Source organism: Amycolatopsis acididurans (assembly GCF_012328925.1).
Classification (GTDB): domain Bacteria; phylum Actinomycetota; class Actinomycetes; order Mycobacteriales; family Pseudonocardiaceae; genus Amycolatopsis_E; species Amycolatopsis_E acididurans.
This window is the reverse complement of sequence record NZ_JAAXLS010000021.1, coordinates 95,931-115,166: the sequence shown is the minus strand read 5'-3', so window position 1 is coordinate 115,166 and position 19,236 is coordinate 95,931. Positions and strand designations below refer to the sequence as shown.

Annotated in this window: 20 protein-coding genes and 1 pseudogene; 10 read left to right on the top strand and 11 right to left on the bottom strand. The window is 69.6% G+C overall.

Annotation, left to right across the window (positions count from 1 at the left end; genetic code table 11):
• Positions 1 to 9: 9 nt before the first annotated feature.
• Positions 10 to 1,098 carry a D-alanine--D-alanine ligase family protein gene (locus HFP15_RS25865; RefSeq protein WP_168519346.1) on the bottom strand — a complete coding sequence of 363 codons (1,089 nt, stop codon included), beginning with the start codon at positions 1,096 to 1,098 and terminating at the stop codon, positions 10 to 12.
• A gap of 36 nt (positions 1,099 to 1,134) precedes the next feature.
• On the bottom strand, positions 1,135 to 2,505 hold the full coding sequence (pdxR, locus tag HFP15_RS25860) for a MocR-like pyridoxine biosynthesis transcription factor PdxR (protein ID WP_168519345.1): 1,371 nt from the start codon (positions 2,503 to 2,505) through the stop codon (positions 1,135 to 1,137).
• An 81-nt stretch (positions 2,506 to 2,586) separates the two neighbouring features.
• Here pdxR and HFP15_RS25855 point away from each other — a divergent pair, with 81 nt between their 5' ends.
• The gene (locus HFP15_RS25855; protein WP_168519344.1) at positions 2,587 to 3,243 is read left to right on the top strand and encodes a pyridoxamine 5'-phosphate oxidase family protein; all 657 of its coding nucleotides are present in this window, start codon (positions 2,587 to 2,589) and stop codon (positions 3,241 to 3,243) included.
• Here the strand turns inward: HFP15_RS25855 and HFP15_RS25850 are convergent.
• From HFP15_RS25850 to HFP15_RS25840, 3 genes are all read right to left on the bottom strand, one after another.
• Positions 3,221 to 3,700: a cysteine dioxygenase gene (locus HFP15_RS25850; RefSeq protein WP_168519343.1), complete on the bottom strand. Its 480-nt coding sequence runs from the start codon at positions 3,698 to 3,700 to the stop codon at positions 3,221 to 3,223. The genes HFP15_RS25855 and HFP15_RS25850 overlap by 23 nt on opposite strands.
• A gap of 201 nt (positions 3,701 to 3,901) precedes the next feature.
• Complete coding sequence (locus tag HFP15_RS25845) at positions 3,902 to 4,912, bottom strand: NAD(P)H-dependent glycerol-3-phosphate dehydrogenase (RefSeq protein ID WP_168519342.1); 1,011 nt, start codon at positions 4,910 to 4,912, stop codon at positions 3,902 to 3,904.
• Positions 4,912 to 5,619, bottom strand: a complete 708-nt coding sequence (locus tag HFP15_RS25840; RefSeq protein WP_168519341.1) for a lysophospholipid acyltransferase family protein — start codon at positions 5,617 to 5,619, stop codon at positions 4,912 to 4,914. The genes HFP15_RS25845 and HFP15_RS25840 overlap by 1 nt, the downstream gene beginning before the upstream one ends.
• A 67-nt stretch (positions 5,620 to 5,686) precedes the next feature.
• Here HFP15_RS25840 and cofC point away from each other — a divergent pair, with 67 nt between their 5' ends.
• The 3 genes from cofC to HFP15_RS25825 all read left to right on the top strand — a co-directional run bounded on the left by cofC (position 5,687) and on the right by HFP15_RS25825 (position 9,575).
• On the top strand, positions 5,687 to 6,310 hold the full coding sequence (cofC, locus tag HFP15_RS25835) for a 2-phospho-L-lactate guanylyltransferase (protein WP_168519340.1): 624 nt from the start codon (positions 5,687 to 5,689) through the stop codon (positions 6,308 to 6,310).
• 116 nt (positions 6,311 to 6,426) lie between these two features.
• Positions 6,427 to 8,628 (top strand): RNA degradosome polyphosphate kinase, encoded by a 2,202-nt coding sequence (locus tag HFP15_RS25830; RefSeq protein ID WP_376768893.1) that lies wholly within the window; start codon positions 6,427 to 6,429, stop codon positions 8,626 to 8,628.
• On the top strand, positions 8,625 to 9,575 hold the full coding sequence (locus HFP15_RS25825) for an NUDIX hydrolase (protein ID WP_168519339.1): 951 nt from the start codon (positions 8,625 to 8,627) through the stop codon (positions 9,573 to 9,575). Before HFP15_RS25830 ends, HFP15_RS25825 begins: the two co-directional genes overlap by 4 nt.
• A gap of 339 nt (positions 9,576 to 9,914) precedes the next feature.
• Here the strand turns inward: HFP15_RS25825 and HFP15_RS25820 are convergent, their stop codons facing one another.
• The 3 genes from HFP15_RS25820 to leuC form a co-directional block, all read right to left on the bottom strand.
• Entirely contained in the window at positions 9,915 to 10,535 is a 621-nt protein-coding gene (locus HFP15_RS25820) for an HU family DNA-binding protein (RefSeq protein ID WP_168519338.1), read from the bottom strand.
• A gap of 217 nt (positions 10,536 to 10,752) precedes the next feature.
• Positions 10,753 to 11,355 (bottom strand): 3-isopropylmalate dehydratase small subunit, encoded by a 603-nt coding sequence (gene leuD / locus HFP15_RS25815; protein ID WP_168519337.1) that lies wholly within the window; start codon positions 11,353 to 11,355, stop codon positions 10,753 to 10,755.
• 16 nt (positions 11,356 to 11,371) lie between these two features.
• On the bottom strand, positions 11,372 to 12,787 hold the full coding sequence (gene leuC, locus HFP15_RS25810; RefSeq protein WP_168519336.1) for a 3-isopropylmalate dehydratase large subunit: 1,416 nt from the start codon (positions 12,785 to 12,787) through the stop codon (positions 11,372 to 11,374).
• Positions 12,788 to 12,927: 140 nt separating this feature from the next.
• Between leuC and HFP15_RS25805 the strand changes: the two genes are divergently transcribed.
• From HFP15_RS25805 to HFP15_RS25795, 3 genes and pseudogenes are all read left to right on the top strand, one after another.
• Positions 12,928 to 13,647: an IclR family transcriptional regulator gene (locus tag HFP15_RS25805; RefSeq protein ID WP_168519335.1), complete on the top strand. Its 720-nt coding sequence runs from the start codon at positions 12,928 to 12,930 to the stop codon at positions 13,645 to 13,647.
• A gap of 150 nt (positions 13,648 to 13,797) precedes the next feature.
• Positions 13,798 to 14,045 (top strand): annotated as a pseudogene (locus tag HFP15_RS25800) (alpha/beta fold hydrolase); the annotation flags it as partial.
• 144 nt (positions 14,046 to 14,189) lie between these two features.
• Positions 14,190 to 14,816 carry an alpha-ketoglutarate-dependent dioxygenase AlkB gene (locus HFP15_RS25795; RefSeq protein ID WP_168519334.1) on the top strand — a complete coding sequence of 209 codons (627 nt, stop codon included), beginning with the start codon at positions 14,190 to 14,192 and terminating at the stop codon, positions 14,814 to 14,816.
• A 5-nt stretch (positions 14,817 to 14,821) separates the two neighbouring features.
• Here the strand turns inward: HFP15_RS25795 and HFP15_RS25790 are convergent, their stop codons facing one another.
• From HFP15_RS25790 to HFP15_RS25780, 3 genes are all read right to left on the bottom strand, one after another.
• Positions 14,822 to 15,463 (bottom strand): Rv1733c family protein, encoded by a 642-nt coding sequence (locus tag HFP15_RS25790; protein ID WP_168519333.1) that lies wholly within the window; start codon positions 15,461 to 15,463, stop codon positions 14,822 to 14,824.
• Positions 15,464 to 15,674: 211 nt separating this feature from the next.
• The gene (locus HFP15_RS25785; protein WP_168519332.1) at positions 15,675 to 16,442 is read right to left on the bottom strand and encodes a crotonase/enoyl-CoA hydratase family protein; all 768 of its coding nucleotides are present in this window, start codon (positions 16,440 to 16,442) and stop codon (positions 15,675 to 15,677) included.
• 102 nt (positions 16,443 to 16,544) lie between these two features.
• Complete coding sequence (locus HFP15_RS25780; RefSeq protein ID WP_210717851.1) at positions 16,545 to 17,129, bottom strand: helix-turn-helix transcriptional regulator; 585 nt, start codon at positions 17,127 to 17,129, stop codon at positions 16,545 to 16,547.
• 130 nt (positions 17,130 to 17,259) lie between these two features.
• On the opposite strand from HFP15_RS25780, the gene folE reads away from it, so the two are divergent.
• From folE to HFP15_RS25765, 3 genes are read left to right on the top strand one after another with little or no spacing between them, the layout of a single operon-like run.
• Positions 17,260 to 17,856, top strand: coding sequence for a GTP cyclohydrolase I FolE (gene folE, locus HFP15_RS25775; protein WP_168519331.1), 597 nt, complete (start codon positions 17,260 to 17,262; stop codon positions 17,854 to 17,856).
• Position 17,857: 1 nt separating this feature from the next.
• A complete protein-coding gene (locus HFP15_RS25770) occupies positions 17,858 to 18,214 on the top strand; it encodes an ArsC/Spx/MgsR family protein (RefSeq protein ID WP_168519330.1) in 357 nt (118 codons plus the stop codon).
• Positions 18,215 to 18,238: 24 nt separating this feature from the next.
• The gene (locus tag HFP15_RS25765) at positions 18,239 to 19,231 is read left to right on the top strand and encodes a hypothetical protein (protein WP_210717835.1); all 993 of its coding nucleotides are present in this window, start codon (positions 18,239 to 18,241) and stop codon (positions 19,229 to 19,231) included.
• Positions 19,232 to 19,236 lie beyond the last annotated feature (5 nt).

The window sequence follows — 19,236 nt, the reverse complement described above, 5'->3', positions numbered from 1 at the left end:
GTGGTTGGGTTAGCGGAGGCCTACGCCTCGGGTTAGGGCGGTGTCTACCAGGGTGCTCAGCAGGGTGCGGTAGTCCACGCCGGTGACCGCCCACATCTTCGGGTACGCCGACGTCGTGGTGAATCCGGGCATCGTGTTGACCTCGTTGATGGTCAGCTCGCCGTCGGCCCCCACGAAGAAGTCGACGCGCGCGAGGCCCTGGCAGTCCAGCGCCTGGAAGGCCTTCACCGCCAGGCCACGCAGGCGCTCGGTGATCGCGTCGTCCAGTTTCGCCGGGATGTCGAGTTCGGCGTCCTCGCCGAGGTACTTGGTCTCGAAGTCGTACCAGGCGTCCTCGGCCAGCACCCGGATCTCGGCGGGCAGCGAGGCCTCGACGCGGCCGTCGGGAAACTCCAGCACGCCGCATTCGATCTCGCGGCCGACGACCGCGGCCTCGATCAGCACCTTCGGATCGGTCTGCCGGGCCAGGGCGATCGCGTCGTCGAGCTGGTCCCAGTCGGTCACCTTGGTGATGCCGATGGAGGACCCGGCACGGGAGGGCTTGACGAACACCGGCAGCCCGAGCCGGTCGCGATCACCCTGCTCCAAAGTGGACTGTCCACGGCGCAGCGCGACGTACGTGCCGACCGGAAGTCCCTCCGCGGCAAGGAGTTTCTTCGCGTACTCCTTGTCCATCGCGGCGGCGCTGGCGAGCACGCCGGCACCGACATAGGGGATCTCGGCGAGTTCGAGCAGCCCCTGGATCGTGCCGTCCTCACCGAAGGCGCCGTGCAGCACGGGGAAAACGACATCGACGCCGCCGAGCGCCTCGGTGCCCGCGTCGATGCTCACCAGCTCGTGTCGCGTCGGGTCACCGGCGAGCACGAGCGCCTTGCCCTCGCTCACCGACGGCAGCTCGCGGCCGCGGATCTCCAGCGCCGCCGGATCCGAGGTGCCCAGCACCCAGCCGCCTTCGCGAGTGATCCCGATCGGCACGATTTCGAACCGTTCCGGATCGAGATTCGCCAGCACGCTGCCTGCCGACACGCAGGAAATCGTGTGCTCGGTGCTCCGGCCACCGAACACGACGGCCACCCGAATCTTGCGCGAGCTGCTCATGAGGCGTCACCCTACCGGGCGCTTGCGGCTTCACCGTCAGCGCAGTAATCCGACCAGCGTATCGAGCGCGTCACGCAACGCCTCCCTGGAACAGCCCGCGTACCCGATGGCCACCCCGAACTCGCTCGGCGTGCCGGCGAAGTGCCTGGCCAACCCGTCCAGCAGGATGCCGCGGTGCTCGGCGGCCGCACGCCGGGCACGTTCGTCGGCCGCGGAACGCAGCGGCACGAGCAGGTGCGCGCCCGCGTCGTCGCCGAGCACGGGCACATTCCCCGCCTCCAGGGCGCTGACCAGCAGCGCCCGCCGTTCGGACAGCTCACGGCGCAGTTTGCGTATGTGCCGACCGAGGTCGCCGTGCCGGGCCAGTTCGACCAGCACCCGCTGGCCCGCGGGTGAGGGGCGGGTGCCGGTGCGGTCGCGGTAGGCGAGCACGGCCGAGGCGACGGCGGGCGGCGCGACCATCCAGCCCGCACCCAGCGTGGGGGTGAGGATCTTGCTCGTGGTGCCCAGATGCACCACGACGTCGGCGGCCAGCGCGGCCAGCAACGGCAGCGGCGCGACGTCGAAGCGCAGCTCACCGTCGTAGTCGTCTTCGATGACGAGCATGCCCTCGGCGCGCGCCCGTTCCACCAGCTCGACCCGGCGGGCCGCGCTCATCCGGCCGCCCATCGGGTACTGGTGCGCGGGCGAGCAGTAGACGGCGCGGGCACCGGCCGGCACCGCGTCGGGCCGCAACCCCTCGCTGTCCACCGGCACACCCACCACGCGCACGCCCGCCGCCAGCAGCGCCTGCACCGCCCGCTGATATCCCGGTTCCTCGACCGCGACGACGTCGCCGGGCGAGAACACCGCACCGGCCAGTTCGACCACGGCCGCGGTGGTGCCGCCGGTGGCCAGCACCGAACCCGTGCCGACGAGAAGGCCCCGGTGACGCAGCAGATGCTCGGCGATGGCGGCCCGGTATTCCGGCAGTCCCGCCCGCTGCGCCCGCGACTGTGGCGGCGCGTCGGCGGCGGCCCGCCACGCGCGTCTCCAGGCGGCACGGTCCAGACCGGCGGCCCACGGCACGCCGGGGGTGAGATCGAGAATGTCGACGGGTTCGGCCGCCTCGCCCGGCACCGTGCGGTGGATGGGCCGGTCGCTGGGCGGCGAGGTGGTGACGTAGGTGCCGGAACCGTGCCTGCCCGCGATCCAGCCCTCGGCATGCAGTTGCTCGTACGCCGCCGAGGTGACCGTGCGGCTCACGCCGAGGCGTTCGGCGAGTGCGCGGGTGGAGGGCAACCGGTCGCCACCACGAAGGTGCCCGGTGGCCGCGGACTCGCGCAGGGCGTCCGCGAGCTGCACCGCGAGCGGGATGGACGACTCGCGATCGAGCGTGACGGGCAACGCCGTACCGGAGTGCGCCACGGAAACCTCACAAAAGTGGACTGCCGAAATGGTTCAATAGTGGCCATTCTACAGGTCCACTGCGTGCGGCACGCTGAACGCATGACAACGCTCTCGCCCACGCCCCGCAGCACGCTCACCCGCAAGAAGAACCGTGCGGCGACCGACCGGCAGGCGCTGTACGACGTGCTCGACGCGGCACTGATCTGCCACCTCGGGCTCGTCCTGAACGGCTCCCCTGTCGTCCTCCCTACCGGATACGGCCGCGATGGCGACACTCTTTATTTCCACGGCTCCACGGGTTCGGGCAACCTGCGCGCGGCGGCCGAGGGCATCGACGTGTGCGTGACGGTGACGCTGCTCGACGGAATCGTCTACGCGCGCTCGCTCAACAACCACTCGATGAACTACCGCTGCGCCGTCGTGCACGGGACGGCGAAGCTCACCACGTCGGCGGCGGAGAAGATGCACGGGCTGAAGGTCGTCACCGAACACCTCGCCCCGGGTTCCTGGGAGCACGCGCGCGCGGTCAACGACAAGGAACTCGCCGCCGTCGCGGTGCTGTCCCTCGACCTCGGCGAAGCGTCGGTCAAGATCCGCGCCGGCGAGCCCGGCGAGGAGCCGGAGGACGAGCACTCCGACCACATCTGGGCCGGCGTGGTACCGGTCCAGACCACCTTCGGCGCTCCGGTGCCCGCGAGCTACGTGCCCATCGGGTCACCGTTGCCCGCGCACGTCAGTCGCGCACCGGGCCGGTGACCGGGTCGAGGTGATACGGCCGCATCGCGCGGCCACCCGAGCGGTAGACGTGGATGCTGATCGCCGGATCCGGTCCCTCGTTGCGAACCTGGTGCACGTAGCCGGGGCCGAAAACGCGGGACTGGCCGGCGGTCAGCGCGTGCAGTTCGGTGACGGCGCGGCCGTCGGGCGCACGGCGCGCCACGGTCTCGGTGAGGCTGCCGCTCACGACGGTGAACGCGCCCGTGGAATGGGCGTGGTCGTGCAGGTCGGTGTGCTGGCCGGGAAGCCAGCCCATCAGCCAGATCTCCTGCTCGTCGGCACGGGTGATGAGTGTGAAGAACCGCTGGTCGGGGTCGTAGCGGAGCAGGTCGCGCCAGCGGTCGCGGTCGGCGGCGTATTCGAGTGCGACGCGCACCGGGTGGCGCAGGACCGGCTTTTCGGCAAGAGCGATGGTGTTGTCCGGAACGGCGAACATGGATATAGGTGTCCTCGGGAAAGAAAAGGAAAAGGGTCGTCGGCTGGGGTAGATCGACTACCGACAACAGCGAGGACACGACACGCTGGCGATCCGGCGCAGGCTGAACTCGCCTCGCCGTTCCGGGATGCCACGCGTGAACATGGCGCCAAGCGAACCAGGCGAGCGCAGGTCAAGTCAACCGGATCCCAGTGAATGGGCTCAGGACCACTCGTGCTTCTGCTGGCGGCCCAGCAGCTCGGCGCCGATGCGGCGCGGGTCGCCACCCTCGTGACACACGCGATGCATCGCGTCGGTCAGCGGCATGTCCACGCCGTGGCTCTGCGCGAGCGCCCGGATCGATGTGCACGACATCACGCCCTCGGCCACCTGGCCGCCCGCCGCCCGCTGCGCCTCGGCCACCGTCTCCCCGCGGCCGAGCCGCTCGCCGAAGGTCCGGTTCCGCGACAGCGGAGACGAACAGGTCGCGACGAGATCGCCGACCCCGGCCAGTCCGGCGAAGGTGAGCGGGTCCGCGCCGAGCTTGACGCCGAGGCGCGCCATTTCCGCCAGGCCCCGGGTGATCAACGTGGCCATCGTGTTGGCGCCGTAGCCCATCCCGGCGGCCATTCCGCACGACAGCGCGATGACGTTCTTGCACGCGCCGCCGAGTTCGCAGCCCACGACATCGGTATTGGTGTAGGGCCGGAAGTAGGGATTGGAACTCGCCCGCTGCACGGCGACCGCGCGCTCGTGGTCGGCGCACGCGAGCACCGCGGCCGCGGGCTGTTCGGCCGCGATCTCCCTGGCGAGGTTCGGCCCGGACACCACGACGATCTCCTCCTGCGGCCGCCCGCCGACCTCGGAGACCACTTCGCTCATCCGCTTGAGCGTGCCCAGTTCCACGCCCTTGGCCAGACTGACGAGAATCGCGTCTTCGGGCAGCAGTGCGCGCCAGCCGGACAGGTTCGCGCGCAGGCTCTGGCTCGGCACCGCGAGCACGACCGCGTGCGCGCCGGAGAGTGCCTCGGCCGCATCGGCCGTCGCGGACAGATTCTCCGGCAGTGTCACACCGGGCAGGTAACCGCTGTTGCTGTGCCCGTCCCGGATCTCTCCGGCGACCTCGGCACGGCGGGCCCACACGGTCACGTCGCGGCCCGCGTCGGCGAGGACCTTGGCGAAGGCGGTGCCCCACGAACCCGCCCCGAGCACGGTGATGCGCTGGACGTCCATCACTCGCCGTCCGCCGGCTCCGGCTTCTTCGCGGGCGGCTCTTCGCCCCGGATCTCGGAAAGCAGCCCGGTGACCCGCGTCATCATCAGATCCGTCACCTCGCGCAGTACCGCCGCGGTCTGGTCCTTGTCACGGTAGACCGACAGGTCGATCGGCTCCCCCACCCTGTGCGTCACCCTGGTCCGCGGGAACAGCCGCACCTTCTTGTTGTAGAGGTCCAGGATGTGGTTGGTACCCCAGCGCGCGATCGGGATCACCGGCACGTCGTTGCTCAGCGCGAGCCGCGCCGCGCCGGTGTAGGAACGCTTGGGCCAGCCCTGCGGATCGCGCGTGATCGTGCCTTCGGGATAGATCACGACGATCTTGCCGTCGCGCAGCGCCTGATGCGCGTCGCGCAGGCTGTCCCCGGCGCTGCTGGAACCCCGGTAGACCGGGATGCTGCCCGCGCCAAGGAAGATCTTGCCGAAGATCGGCGTGGTCGCGAGGCTGGCCTTGCCGAGGAACCGGGGCACCCGCTTGTTGCGGTGCACGAAAACCGCGTCCACGGCCGGGTCCATGTGCGAGACGTGGTTCATCACCAGCAGCGCACCCCCTTCCCGCGGAATGCGCTCGCCGCTTTCGTAGACCCGCTTGCCGATCCAGCTGACGGGATAGAACAGAGCGGCGGCGGCTCCGACCCAGAACCCGCCCTTCTCACGATCGGCCAAGGCATCCTCCTGTGGTCTCCGTTGCCTCCCGCTGATCCTAGGGGGCGCGATCAGGAAAGATGGGGGCGTGCCACCGGTCGATCTGATCGTCCCGCTGAAGCCGCCCCACACCGGCAAGTCCCGGCTGCGCGGAGCGGTGGCCGATCGTGTCCACCCGGCGCTGGTCCTCGCGCTCGCCGCGGACACCCTCGCCGCGGCCGTGCCGGTGGTGCGCCGGGTGCTCGTGGTCGCGAGCGACCCCGCGGCGGTGGCCGGACTCGCCGGACTGGGCGCGGACGTGGTCGGCGACGACGGGGCCCCGGATCTCAACGCGGCGCTGCGGCACGGGGAACGACTCCTGCGCGCCGAGGACGCCGGCTCGGTGATCGGCGCGCTGCAGGCGGACCTGCCGGCACTGCGCACCGACGAATTCGCCGCGGCACTGGCGGAAGCCGGCGACGACCGGGCGTTCGCCTCGGACTGGGAGGGCACCGGCACCACGTTGCTGTTGTCCGCGCCCGGCGGCGCACTCGATCCCCGGTTCGGCCCGCGATCGGCCGATGCGCACCGCGATTCCGGTGCCGCGCCGCTGCGGCTGGCCGCACCGACACTGCGCCGTGACGTGGACACCCCCGCCGATCTCGCGCACGCGCGGCGGCTCGGTCTCGGTGAGCGGACCGCGGCGCTGCTGTTTCAAGGGTGCGTAGCATGAACGTCACCGGTCCGCTCGGCCAACTTCTCCGCACCGTCCTGCGGACGGGCGGCGGGGTGCTGAACGCGGCAACAGGCGTAACAGCATTTCGCGCCGAAGTAAGGAACAATGCTGGTGTGAGCAGCGACGAGACCTTTCCACGGGACATAACGGACGCGACAGACCGGTCGCCGGGCAACGGCGCCGGCACGGGGCCACGCTTCCGGGCCGTGCCCTCGGCGCCGCCGGCGGTCACCGCCCCCACCCCGGTCGCCGCGCCCGAGTCGCTGCCCGACGACCGCTACTTCAACCGCGAGCTGTCCTGGCAGGACTTCAACGCCCGCGTGCTGGCACTGGCCGAGGACGCGTCGCAGCCACTGCTCGAACGCGCGAAGTTCCTCGCCATCTTCGCGTCCAATTTGGATGAGTTCTACATGGTCCGGGTCGCCGGGTTGAAGCGAAGGGACGAGACCGGGCTGCCGGTACGCAGTGCGGACGGGCTCACGCCGCGCGAGCAACTGGCCTACATCGCCAAGCGCAACCAGGACCTCGTCGAACGCCACACGCTCGCCTTCGAAGATCACGTGCGGCCCGAACTGGCCGAGCACGACGTCCGGATCGTCACGTGGGCCGATCTCGACACCCACGACCAGCTCCGGCTGTCGAACTACTTCAGCGAGCAGATCTTCCCGGTGCTCACCCCGCTCGCCGTCGACCCGGCGCACCCGTTCCCTTATATCTCGGGGCTCTCGCTCAACCTCGCGGTCACCGTGCGCGATCCCGAGGAGGGCACCGAACGTTTCGCGCGCGTCAAGGTGCCGAACAACGTGCCGCGGCTCATTCGCGTGGAACAGCAACGGGGCAGCCGCGTCGCGACGTTCCTGCCGCTGGAGGAACTCATCGCCTCGCATCTGGGCGAGCTGTTCACCGGCATGGAGGTCACCGAGCACCACATCTTCCGGGTCACCCGCAACGCCGACTTCGAGGTCGAGGAGGACCGGGACGAGGATCTGCTGCAGGCGCTGGAGCGCGAGCTCGCGCAGCGGCGGTTCGGCCCGCCGGTGCGGCTGGAGGTCGCGCAGGACATGAGCGAGCACATGCTCGAACTGTTGCTGCGCGAACTCGACGTCGATCCGCACGACGTGGTCGAGGTGCCCGGCCTGCTGGATCTGACCTGCCTGTTCCAGCTGTCCGGTTTGGACAGGAAGGAACTCAAGGACCGCCCTTTCGTCCCGGCGACGCATCCGGCCTTCGGTGAGCGCGAGACGCCGAAGAGCGTGTTCGCCATGCTGCGCGAGAACGACGTGCTGGTGCACCACCCGTACGACTCGTTCTCCACGAGCGTGCAACGTTTCATCGAGCAGGCCGCGAACGACGACAAGGTGCTCGCGATCAAGCAGACGCTGTATCGCACCTCGGGTGACTCGCCGATCGTGAACGCGCTCATCGACGCGGCCGAGGCGGGTAAGCAGGTCGTGGCGCTGGTGGAGATCAAGGCACGCTTCGACGAGGAAGCCAACATCACGTGGGCGCGCACGCTGGAGCGGGCGGGCGTGCACGTGGTGTACGGGCTCGTGGGCCTCAAGACGCACTGCAAGGTTTCCATGGTGGTGCGGCAGGAAGGCTCGACCATCCGCCGCTACTGCCACCTGGGCACCGGCAACTACAACCCGAAGACGGCGCGGCTGTACGAGGATCTCGGTCTGCTCACCGCCGATCCGGCGATCGGGGCGGACCTGACGGATCTGTTCAACGTCCTCACCGGCTACTCGCGCCAGGAGACCTACCGCAACATCCTCACCTCCCCCAACGGGATCCGGCGCGGCATCCTGCGCATGATCGGTGAGGAGATCGAGCACGCGCAGGCCGGCAAGCAGGCCGGGATCCGGCTCAAGGTCAACTCGCTGGTGGACGAGCAGGTCATCGACGCGCTCTACCGTGCCTCGCAGCAGGGTGTTCCGGTGGACGTGGTCGTACGCGGTATCTGCGCGCTCAAACCGAGAGTGCCGGGCCTGAGCGACAACATCCATGTCCGCTCGATCCTCGGGCGGTTCCTCGAACACTCCCGCGTCTTCCACTTCCAGGCCGGTGGCACGCACTGGATCGGCAGCGCGGACATGATGCACCGCAATCTCGACCGGCGGATCGAGGCGCTGGTGTGCGTGAAGGATCCGAAGCTGACGGCGCAACTGGACGAGGTGCTGGACTCGGCGCTGGATCCGGCCACCCGCTGCTGGGTGCTCACGTCTTCGGGAGAATGGTCGCCCTCGCCCTCGGACGAGTCCGAGGTGCGCGACCATCAGGTGGAACTGTTGAAACGGCACGGGGCAACTGGGTGAGTTCTATCGTTCGCGCGGCCGGCGCCGTGCTGTGGCGGAATCGCGGCGACGGCGTCGAGGTGGCGGTGGTGCACCGGCCACGGTATGACGACTGGTCGCTGCCGAAGGGAAAACTCGATCCCGGCGAGACGCTGCCGTTCACGGCGGTGCGGGAACTGCACGAGGAGACCGGGTACCGGGCGGTGCTGGGGCGGCATCTGAAGACGGTGCGCTATCAGGTCGCCGGCGGGCCCAAGGTCGTCGAGTACCACAGCGCGGCGGCGGTGTCCGGTTCGTTCGTGCACAACGGTGAGGTCGACGACCTGCGCTGGCTGCCCGTCGCCGCGGCACGGGAACTGCTGAGCTATCCGGCCGACGCCGAAGTGCTGGACGCTTTCGAGGGCCTGCCTGCCGCGCTGAGCACCCTTCTGCTCGTGCGCCATGCGAAGGCAGGCAAGCGCGAGGAATGGAACGGAGACGACGATCTGCGCCCGCTTTCGCCCGCGGGCCAGCGGCAGGCGAACGCCGTCCGTGCGTTCGCGCCACTGTTCGGCGCGAACCGGGTGTACTCGGTGCCGCGGTTGCGTTGTGTCCAGACCGTGCAGGGCATCGCGGACGATCTCAGTGTCGATCCGCGTCACGAGCCGTTGCTGTCGGAGGAGGACTACTGGCGGGATCCGGCGCGCGGACTGGCGCGGCTGCTCGCCATCGTCGCCGCCGGGGGCACGCCCGTGGTCTGCAGCCAGGGTGGCGTCATTCCCGATGTGGTGGCGGGATTGGCCGAACAGGCCGGAGTCCGGCTGCCTGCGGAGAAAGGCGGGAACGCGCCGAGCAAGAAAGGCTCGGTGTGGGTGCTGTCATTCAGTCCCGGCGAGTCGAATGGGGGTCCGCATCTGGTGGCCGCGGACTACTACTCGAGCGCACTCCCGCATCCCGCTCCGACGCGATCGGGTAAGCGAGCCCAATAGGTCATTCGCTCTTTACCCGAGCCCCACGCTCAATTGACCGGCTCCATTCGAACGCCGCCGGTTCGACACTCACGATCGCGGTTTTACTGGGAGTGGAATTCCGGCGCCCGTCAGCCCGAGTCCAATTCAGTCGCGGGTCCTTCGCGGCGTGACTGCCGTGCGGGACGCCCTCGTGGCGCACGGGGCCGTGACGGGTTCCGCACGGCACGAGGAGGCAGGGGTCGGGTTTCGGCGCCCAGAGCGGGGATCTGGGCGCGCTGCGGCGTACCTGGAAATGCGGCAGGGCCCCCACGAGTAGCTCGCGGGGGCCCTGCCGGCCAAACCGTTCGTTGAACGGGGTTACTTCTTCTTCGCGCGGGTGGTGGTCTTCTTCGCCGCGGTCGTCTTGCTCGCCGTGGCCTTGGCCGCGGTCTTCGGGGCGGCCTTGGTCGCCGTCGTCTTCTTGGCCGTGGTGGCCTTGGAAGCGGCGGGCTTCGCGGCGGTCTTGGTGGCGGCGGCGGCCCGCGTGCGCGTGGTGGTGCTGCGCGTGCTGGTGCTACGGGTGGCCGTCGGGCGGGTCGCGGTCGCGCGGGTGCCGGCGGCGCGGGTACCGGTCGCACGCGTGCTCGCGGCGCGCGTGGTGGTGCCGGTGCTGCGCGTCGTGGAAGCGGCGCGCTTGACCGCGGTGGCCTTCGGCAGCTTCTTCGCGCCGCTGATGACGTCCTTGAACGTCGTGCCCGCACGGAAGGCAGGCACGTTGGTCTTCTTCACGCGCACGGTCTCACCCGTACGCGGGTTGCGCGCGGTACGGGCGGCGCGGGCGCGCTTCTCGAACACACCGAAGCCGGTGATGTTCACCTTCTCGCCCTTGTTGACCGTACGGATGATGATGTCGACGAGACCGTCGACGGCCTCCGACGCAACCTTCTTGTCGCCCAAACGCTCGGAGAGCGCCTCGATCAGCTGGGCCTTGTTGGCCATTCCAGTCCTCCATGAAGAACTACTTCTCACACGGCCACATCGGCCGACTTGCGGACACGGTATTACCAACTGCCCGGAAATTCCAAACGGCGCGCGGAATTTTTTCGTGGCCGGGGGGTGCTTTCCGCCCTCCGAGCGACCCCTTGCGGGGCTTCCGCGCGCCGTTCGGCGTGATGTGGTGTTGCCGCGATTCCCTTTCTGAGCAGGGAATCTGCGGTCAGGAAGAGGCTTGCGGGATGGTCACCGGCTTCCAGTTGGGACGCTCGGACTCGAACTTCGCGATCTCGTCGGCGTGTCGCAGGGTGAGAGCGATGTCATCGAGCCCTTCGAGCAACCGCCAGCGGGTGTAGTCGTCGATCTGGAAGCTCGCGACGAAGTCCTTGGCCCGCACGGTCTTCGCCTCGAGGTCCACCGTGACCTCCGTGCCGGGGTCGTTCTCGAGGATCTTCCACAGCTGCTCGACATCCATCTGCTCGCACTGGGCGGCGACCAGACCCTGCTTGCCGGAGTTGCCACGGAAGATGTCGGCGAAGCGGGACGAGATGACGACCCGGAAGCCGTAGTCCATCAATGCCCAGACAGCGTGTTCGCGCGAGGAACCGGTGCCGAAGTCCGGCCCCGCCACCAGCACGCTGCCCGCCTTGAACGGCTCGGAGTTGAGGATGAACGTCTCGTCCCCGCGCCAGGCGGCGAACAGGCCGTCCTCGAAACCGGTGCGGCTGACCCGCTTGAGGTAGACGGCCGGGATGATCTGGTCAGTGTCCACGTTGGACCGGCGCAGCGGCACTCCGACGCCGGTGTGAGTCTTGAACGGCTCCATGGTGGTTTCGGCTCCTTCAGTTGAGGTCGTCGGGAGAGGACAGCGTGCCGCGCACGGCCGTCGCCGCCGCCACGAGCGGGGAGACGAGGTGAGTGCGCCCGCCCTTGCCCTGCCTGCCCTCGAAGTTGCGGTTGGAGGTCGACGCGCTGCGCTCGCCCGGCTTGAGCTGGTCGGGGTTCATGCCAAGGCACATCGAGCAGCCCGCCTGCCGCCACTCGGCGCCCGCGTCCGCGAACACCTTGTCCAGCCCCTCGGCCTCCGCGGCCTGGCGCACGCGCATCGAGCCGGGCACGACGAGCATCCGCACCCCGTCGGCCACCTTGCGGCCCTGCAGGACCCCGGCGGCGGCGCGCAGATCCTCGATCCGGCCGTTGGTGCACGAGCCGAGGAAGACAGTGTCGACCCGGATGTCACGCAGCGGGGTGCCCGGCTGCAGGTCCATATAGGACAGGGCCTTCTCGGCGGCGAAACGGGCGGTCTCGTCGACGATCTGCGCGGGGTCGGGCACCGACTCCGACAGCGGCAGCCCCTGGCCCGGGTTGGTGCCCCAGGTGACGAACGGGGTCAGCTCGTCGGCGTCGAGGTGCACCTCGACGTCGAACTCGGCGCCCTCGTCCGTGCGCAGCGACTTCCAGTTCTCCACGGCGGCGTCCCAGTCGGCGCCCTTGGGCGCGTGCGGACGGCCCTTGAGGTAGGCGAAAGTCGTCTCGTCCGGAGCGATCATGCCGGCGCGGGCGCCCGCCTCGATCGACATGTTGCAGACGGTCATCCGGGCTTCCATCGACAGCGTCTCGATCGCGCTGCCGCGGTACTCGAGCACATAACCCTGGCCGCCGCCGGTACCGATTTTCGCGATCACCGCGAGGATGATGTCCTTCGCCGTCACGCCCGGCCGCAACTGACCGTCGACGTTGATCGCCATCGTCTTGAACGGACGCAGCGGAAGCGTCTGGGTGGCCAGCACGTGCTCCACCTCGGAGGTGCCGATGCCGAACGCCATCGCGCCGAACGCACCGTGGGTGGAGGTGTGACTGTCGCCGCACACCACGGTCATCCCGGGCTGTGTCAGGCCCAGCTGCGGGCCGATGACGTGCACGATGCCCTGCTCGGCGTCGCCCATCGGGTGCAGCCGGATGCCGAACTCCTTGCAGTTGCGGCGAAGGGTGTCGACCTGGGTGCGCGACACCGGGTCGGCGATCGGCAGCTCGATGTCCACCGTCGGCACGTTGTGGTCCTCGGTGGCGATGGTGAGGTCCGGGCGGCGGACGGGGCGGCCCGCCAGCCGCAGTCCGTCGAACGCCTGCGGGCTGGTGACTTCGTGCACCAGGTGCAGGTCGATGTAGAGCAGATCCGGTTCGGCGCCTTCGCCACGGCGCACGGTGTGCGCCTCCCACACCTTCTCGGCCAGTGTGCGCGGCCGTGTCGCGGTCATCTGTGCTCCTCCCACGAGGTTGCTTGGGAGCAAAGGAACTCGATCACGGTCCGGCGGGTCGAGCCACGACTGTCCGCGACTCGAGTTCGATGTTTCCCAGATTGTGGACTTCCCATACTTCGGGAAGCTAGTATCGCGTCGTGGGACAGCATAGCCCTTCAAACCAGCACAGCGGTATTGGAGTTCTCGACAAGGCGGTCGCCGTGCTGCAGGCGGTGGCCGAAGATCCTTGCGGACTGGCCGAACTGTGCACGCGCACCGGCCTGCCCAGGGCCACCGCGCACCGGCTCGCGGTGGGCCTGGAAGTCCACCGGTTGCTGCGCCGCGGGCCGGACGGGCGGTGGCGCCCCGGTACCGCGCTCGCCGAACTCGCCGGCGGCACCGCCGATCCGTTGCTGGACGCCGCCGGTTCGATTCTGCCCAAACTCCGGGACATCACGGGCGAGAGCGTCCAGCTCTACCGGCGCGACGGTGTGCAGCGGGTGTGCGTCTCCACGGCGGAGCCGGTGAGCGGGCTGCGCGACACCGTGCCGATCGGTTCGCGACTGCCGATGACGGCCGGTTCGGGCGCGAAGGTACTCGCCGCGTGGGCGGATCCCCATACGCAGCGGGCGGTTCTGGCAGACGCCGTGTTCGGGGAACGCACCTTGCTGGAGGTTCGCCGCCGGGGCTGGGCACAAAGCGTCGCCGAACGCGAGCCGGGCGTAGCGAGTGTTTCCGCGCCGGTACGGGATTCCTCGGGAACGGTCGTCGCGGCGGTCTCGGTTTCCGGTCCGGTGGAACGCATCGGCCGCAAACCCGGCGCCCGCTGGGCGGCCGATCTGCTGGCCGCGGCCGAAGCCCTCCAGGAACGACTCTGACCCTTACGCCGACCCGGCAAGGCTCGAGGCGGCTCGTCTTCGAACGCGTCCTCGTCGTAGAGGAAACGAGCGGAGGTGCAGAAGGTCTCCAGTCGCGCCGGCGGTTCCGGCGCATCGGCTCTCGAGTAGGGCGCGATTCGATGCTGCCGTCAGGGCCGGATCTTCGCGGACCTGCTGCGCCACTGGGAACTTGCCGGGCCGGCCGTTTGTGGCGCACGACTTCGGCGGCGCGGTGGCACTGCGCGCGCATCTGCTGCACGGCGCCGCGTACACCCGGCTCGCGTTGGTCGACCCCGTCTCACTCGCCCCGTGGGGCACGTCGTTCTTCCGCCTCGTCCGCCGAGCCGTGGCTCGGTGAGGACGGCCGGCCCGCGTTCTACCGGCAGATCGCACACTCGTGCCGGAAGACGCCCCGGCGCAGTTGATCGCCTTACTGCTCGATTTCCTGCCGGTCCGGAGTGGACAACGACCGTGGCCGAGGCCGCTGATGCGCGTCGACAATGTTCAAACATACGTTCGAAGAAGCGTGTAGACTGCGCGCCATGACCGTGGGGTTGCAGGGCTCGCTGTTCGGCCAGACCGGCGATCTGGCGCTCGGCTCGCTGCGTGGACTGCGCCGCGTGCCGCTGAGCGAGGGCGCGTGGATCGATCTGCTGCCGGACTGGCTCAGCGGCGCGGACGCGTTGTTCGAACGGCTCGCCGAGGCCGTGCCGTGGCACGCCGAACGGCGCCGGATGTACGACCGGGTCGTCGACGTGCCGCGCCTGCTGTGTTTCTACGGCGAGGACGACGAACTACCCGAGCCCGTGCTCGCCGGCGCGCGCGAAGCGCTGTCCGCGCATTACGCCGACGAGTTGCGCGAACCGTTTCGCACGGCCGGATTGTGCTTCTACCGCGACGGGCGCGACAGCGTCGCCTGGCACGGCGACACCATCGGCCGGGGCTCCCGGGAGGACACGATGGTCGCCATCCTGTCGGTCGGCGCGCCGCGCACGTTGCTGCTGCGGCCGCGCGGCGGAGGCCGGACCGTACGGCAGTCGCTCGGCCCCGGCGATCTCGTCGTCATGGGCGGCTCGTGCCAGCGCACCTGGGAGCACGCGATTCCCAAGACCGGCAAACCGGTCGGCCCCCGCATCAGCATTCAGTTCCGGCCGCGCGGAGTTCGGTGATACAGCTAGAACCTCGCCCAGCGACCGCCGGCATGGGCCCATTCGCGGTCCCAGCGGTTGGCGCGGCGACGATCCAGGATCAGGCGCACCGTCCAGAACACGGCGGCCAGCCCCAGCGCCACGACGAGCCACGCGAAGATCCCGGCGAGCACACTCGTGGTGGCCGCGTCGGAAGCGCTCATCGGAGCGGGCACCGGATCACCGGCGTCGGACAGCCAGACCGGCACCTCGCTGCCCGCGGTGGTGCCGGGCTCGGTGCTGATGGTTCCGACCTTTTCCGCACCGCCCGCGACCGGCCATCGTGCGAGCACTCCGGACGAAGCACCGCTCGCGGCACCGAGATAGGCGCCGTCGGAGGCGGGCACGGGGTTCGGGGCGTCCTGCATCAGGGTGGCGGTGGTGAGATGACGCGTGGCACGCTGCTGATCCGACAGCGCGAGCTGGCCCCCATAGGTGTTGGTACCGACGATCGCGGCGAGCGGAATCGCGATCAGCAGACCGAGCACGACGACAAGGAGCATCGCGGCTTCGACTCGGTCGGAACGTCTTGCCAGCGGGTTTCGACCTAGGTGGACACGGCGCCAGAATCGAGCTGTACGCCCGAATGGTCCGTTCACGGTCTCCAGTCCCCCTTTCTTGAACTTCATGGCGAACACACGGCTTTCCCTTGACCACTGTGCCGCGCCGCACGGAAATTGGCTCGCGAACGAGACCAACGCCGCTGTGAGCCGCCGGTCACACCGGCAGGAAACATGCGTATCACGGTGATCTACCCACACACAATTGGCTTAACCAGGCCAATTTTCCGGGCAGTGGAAGATTACGCGGAGTGACCTCCGCCGATCGCTATTCGAATGGTTATTCGAAGGAGCCGCCGCGGCCCGCGCCACCGGTAAAGCGTTCCACCCCGGACCCGGCGTCCGCGAAGGAAGTCATTCCATGGTGCCACTCAATGGAAAGCGCTTCCTGTTCGGTGCGGCCGTGCTGCTCCAGCAACGACATCCGGTCCTCGCGCATACAGGTCTGCGGGAACCGGGCCAGTTGCGCCGCCAGTTCCTCGGCCGCGGCACGTTCCGTGCCCGCCGGAACGACACGGTTGGCCAGCCCCATCCGCAGTGCTTCGGCGGCGTCGACCGGCCTGCCGGTGAGCACCATGTCCATCGCCTGGCTGGTGCCGATCAAGCGCGGCAGCCGGACCGTGCCGCCGTCGATCAAGGGCACGCCCCACCGCCGGCAGTACACGCCGAACACCGCGTCTTCGGCGACAACGCGCAGGTCACACCACAACGCGAGTTCCAGGCCGCCGGCGACCGCGTGCCCGGCGACGGCGGCGATCACCGGTTTGCCGAGCCGCATCCGCGTCGGCCCCATCGGACCGGGACCGTCCTCGGCGAGCCGGTTCATCCGCTGCGTGCCGACCGCCTTCAGGTCGGCCCCCGCGCAGAACGTGCCACCCTCGCCCCACAGCACGGCGACCGACGCCGAGGCATCGGCGTCGAAGGCCTCGAACGCCTCGGCCAGGGCCGCGGCGGTCGGCCCGTCGACGGCGTTGCGCGCGTCCGGGCGGTGGAGGATCACTGTGTAAACCGGCCCCGCACGTTCGACGCGCACCGCCCGTTCAGCCATTCACCGGACATTAGCAGCCGATCCAAGATCGGTGATCCGCCATTTTCCCACTGTTTTTCGGGCCTGAACGCGTCGCCGAACATCACTCGAAAGGGTGGTTGTTCAGGTGTGCAACTCCACACAGCACTCGCCCGGCCGGGGGCTGGGCACCGCGCGCAGGCCGCTGCCTTCGGTGAACCCGCTCAGAAACGCGTGGTTGAGACCACACACCAGCTCCGGTGCACGCGAGGTGAGCGGCCGGAACGGGCAGTTGCGCATGCGCAGGCAGCCCTCCCCCACCCGGTACGGCTCGAAGCCCTCTCGCGTCAGCATCCGCTCGGCCGTGACGAGGTCCGCCCGTTCCCTCGGGGCCAGCCGTTCGCCCGCGGTCCTGGCCACGCGCACGGCCGACTCGGTGGCACGCTCGTCCTCGCGCTCCTCGAGCACCGCGTCCAGCAGGATCTCGCTCAGCAGATCGCCCGAGCGGGCCGGGATCGCGACCCTGATCTCCAGGTCGGTGGGCCGGTAGACCTTGGGCGCGCGGCCGACCCTGCGCACTCCCCCGACCGGCTCGTAGTCCGCGCGCAGCAGCCCGACGTCGACCAGTTTGTCCAGGTGGAACGCCGCGAGCTTGCGGGAGATGCCGACGCTGGCCGCGGCCTCGTCCCGGGTGACGGGACGGCGCGCGCGGCGGATGTAGAAATACATCGAGCCGCGCAGGTCATCCTCCAGCGCGGCGACCGCGGTGATCGACGTGCTCAGGCTGGGTTCCACCCGGTCAAGAATAACGCCTATAGTCGTTGGTGAAATAGCGGCGGTCAGAGACGAGGAGCCCACGGTGCAGACGAACACGGCGCTACACGTGGTTCATGTGTCCGAAGATGTCGACCTCGACGCCGCGGAACAGGCCGCCGAGCAGTTCCTTCACGCGCTGGGTATCTCGACCGAGAGCGAGAGCCTGCGCAACACCCCGCGCCGGATGGCGCAGGCGTACGCGGACCTGTTCTCGCCACGGCCGTTCGACCTCACCACGTTCCCCAACGACGAGGGTTACGACGAGCTGGTGCTCGCGCGTTCGATCCCGGTGCGGTCGGTGTGCGAGCACCATCTGCTGCCGTTCACCGGCATCGCGCACGTCGGCTACCTGCCCGGCGAGCGGATCCTGGGGCTGTCGAAGCTGGCGCGCATCACCGAGTACTTCTCCAGCAGGCCCCAGGTGCAGGAGCGGCTGACGAAGCAGATCGCGGACTGGCTGTCCGAGCAGCTGCTGCCCAAGGGCGTCGGCGTGGTGATCGAGGCCGAGCACACGTGCATGACGTTGCGCGGTGTGCAGGCGGTCGGTTCGACCACGGTCACCTCGACGCTGCTGGGCAGGCTGCGCACCGACGCCCGGTCGCGGCAGGAGTTCTTCGCGCTGGCCGGGGTGCAGCGCTGACATGGAGATCTGGGTCAACCCGGCTTGCTCGAAATGCCGCTCGGCCGTGTCGATGCTCGACGAGGCCGGTGCCGGCTACACCGTGCGGCGTTATCTCGACGATCCGCCGACGGCCGAGGAGCTGTCGCGGGTGCTGGACCGGCTCGGCCTGCAGCCGTGGGACATCGCGCGGCTGGGTGAGGCCGTGGCCAAGGAGCTGGACCTGCGCTCGTGGCCGAAGGAGCCCTCGGAGCGGGCGCGGTGGATCGAGGCGCTGGTCAAGTATCCGAAGCTGATCCAGCGGCCGATCATCACCGCCGATGACGGCACGACCGTGGTGGCCCGCACGCCGGAGGCGGTTCGTTCCGTCTTGAACTGACCGGTTCGTGCTTCACTGGGGGCGATGGACCTGGACTCGGTGTCGGACGAGCTCTACGCCGCCAAACGCGAGGAGTTCACCGCGCTCCGGGACGAACGGGCCAAGCAGGCGCGGCCGGACCGGCAGCTGGGCCGGAAGATCGCGGAACTGCGGAAGCCGACCGTCGCGGCGTGGCTGGTGAACCAGGTCAGCCGCGCCTGCCCGGAGGAGATCGACCGGCTGGGCACGGTCGGCGAATCGATGCGGGCGGCGCACCAGCGGCTGGCGGGGGCCGAGCTGCGGGCACTGTCCAAGCAGCGGCACGAGGTGATCGAGCTGCTCACGAAGCGCGCCCAATGGCTGGCCCGCAAGGCGGGCTACCCGTTCAGTGACGCGACCCAGCGGCAGGTGACCGACACGTTCGAAGCCGCACTCGGCGACGAACGGGCGCTGGAGGCGATCCGCGCGGCCCGGTTGAACACCGCGCTGGCACCGGGTTCGCCGGAAATGTGGCTGACGGCGGCGACGGTCCCGGCGAAGTCCGCGGCGCCGGGGAAGGCGCCCCGGCGCAGGAGCCCGGAGCGCGCGCCGGAGGACACGCGACCGGGCGCGAAGAAGACCCGGCGAACGGCGAGCGCGGGCGAGAAGACGCGGCGGGACACCGGCGGTGCGGCCGCGAAAGCGCGCCGCGAAGCCGACAAGGCACGGCGCGACGCGCAGGACGCGGCCGCGAAGGCCCGCCAGGAAGCCGACGAGGCCGCGCGCGAGCAGGAGTCGGCCGAGCAGACACTGGCCGAGGTGGAAGAGTCGCTGGCCGACGCCGAACAAGCCGCGGAGGACGCCGCCGCCACGGTCCGCGATCTCCAGGCGCGCCTCGAAGACGCCCGGACCGCCGAGCGGGAAGCGCGCGCCGAGGTGACATCCGCCCGCCGGTCCGTCACCGCCGCCCGCCGCGCCGCCAAGACCGCGCAAGAACGCGCCACCCGCGCCGACGACCGCGCCACCGACGCCGAGAACCACCTCACCGGCCTCGACTGACTCTC

Bases quoted from the DNA above. Each gene is read 5' to 3' on its own strand.
- HFP15_RS25865 (WP_168519346.1), bottom strand. From the start codon at position 1,098: ATGAGCAGCTCGCGCAAGATTCGGGTGGCCGTCGTGTTCGGTGGCCGG.
- HFP15_RS25855 (WP_168519344.1), top strand. From the start codon at position 2,587: ATGACAACGCTCTCGCCCACGCCCCGCAGCACGCTCACCCGCAAGAAG.
- HFP15_RS25850 (WP_168519343.1), bottom strand. From the start codon at position 3,700: ATGTTCGCCGTTCCGGACAACACCATCGCTCTTGCCGAAAAGCCGGTC.
- HFP15_RS25845 (WP_168519342.1), bottom strand. From the start codon at position 4,912: ATGGACGTCCAGCGCATCACCGTGCTCGGGGCGGGTTCGTGGGGCACC.
- HFP15_RS25820 (WP_168519338.1), bottom strand. From the start codon at position 10,535: ATGGCCAACAAGGCCCAGCTGATCGAGGCGCTCTCCGAGCGTTTGGGC.
- leuD (WP_168519337.1), bottom strand. From the start codon at position 11,355: ATGGAGCCGTTCAAGACTCACACCGGCGTCGGAGTGCCGCTGCGCCGG.
- leuC (WP_168519336.1), bottom strand. From the start codon at position 12,787: ATGACCGCGACACGGCCGCGCACACTGGCCGAGAAGGTGTGGGAGGCG.
- HFP15_RS25795 (WP_168519334.1), top strand. From the start codon at position 14,190: ATGACCGTGGGGTTGCAGGGCTCGCTGTTCGGCCAGACCGGCGATCTG.
- HFP15_RS25790 (WP_168519333.1), bottom strand. From the start codon at position 15,463: ATGAAGTTCAAGAAAGGGGGACTGGAGACCGTGAACGGACCATTCGGG.
- HFP15_RS25785 (WP_168519332.1), bottom strand. From the start codon at position 16,442: ATGGCTGAACGGGCGGTGCGCGTCGAACGTGCGGGGCCGGTTTACACA.
- HFP15_RS25780 (WP_210717851.1), bottom strand. From the start codon at position 17,129: ATGTATTTCTACATCCGCCGCGCGCGCCGTCCCGTCACCCGGGACGAG.
- HFP15_RS25770 (WP_168519330.1), top strand. From the start codon at position 17,858: ATGGAGATCTGGGTCAACCCGGCTTGCTCGAAATGCCGCTCGGCCGTG.
- HFP15_RS25765 (WP_210717835.1), top strand. From the start codon at position 18,239: ATGGACCTGGACTCGGTGTCGGACGAGCTCTACGCCGCCAAACGCGAG.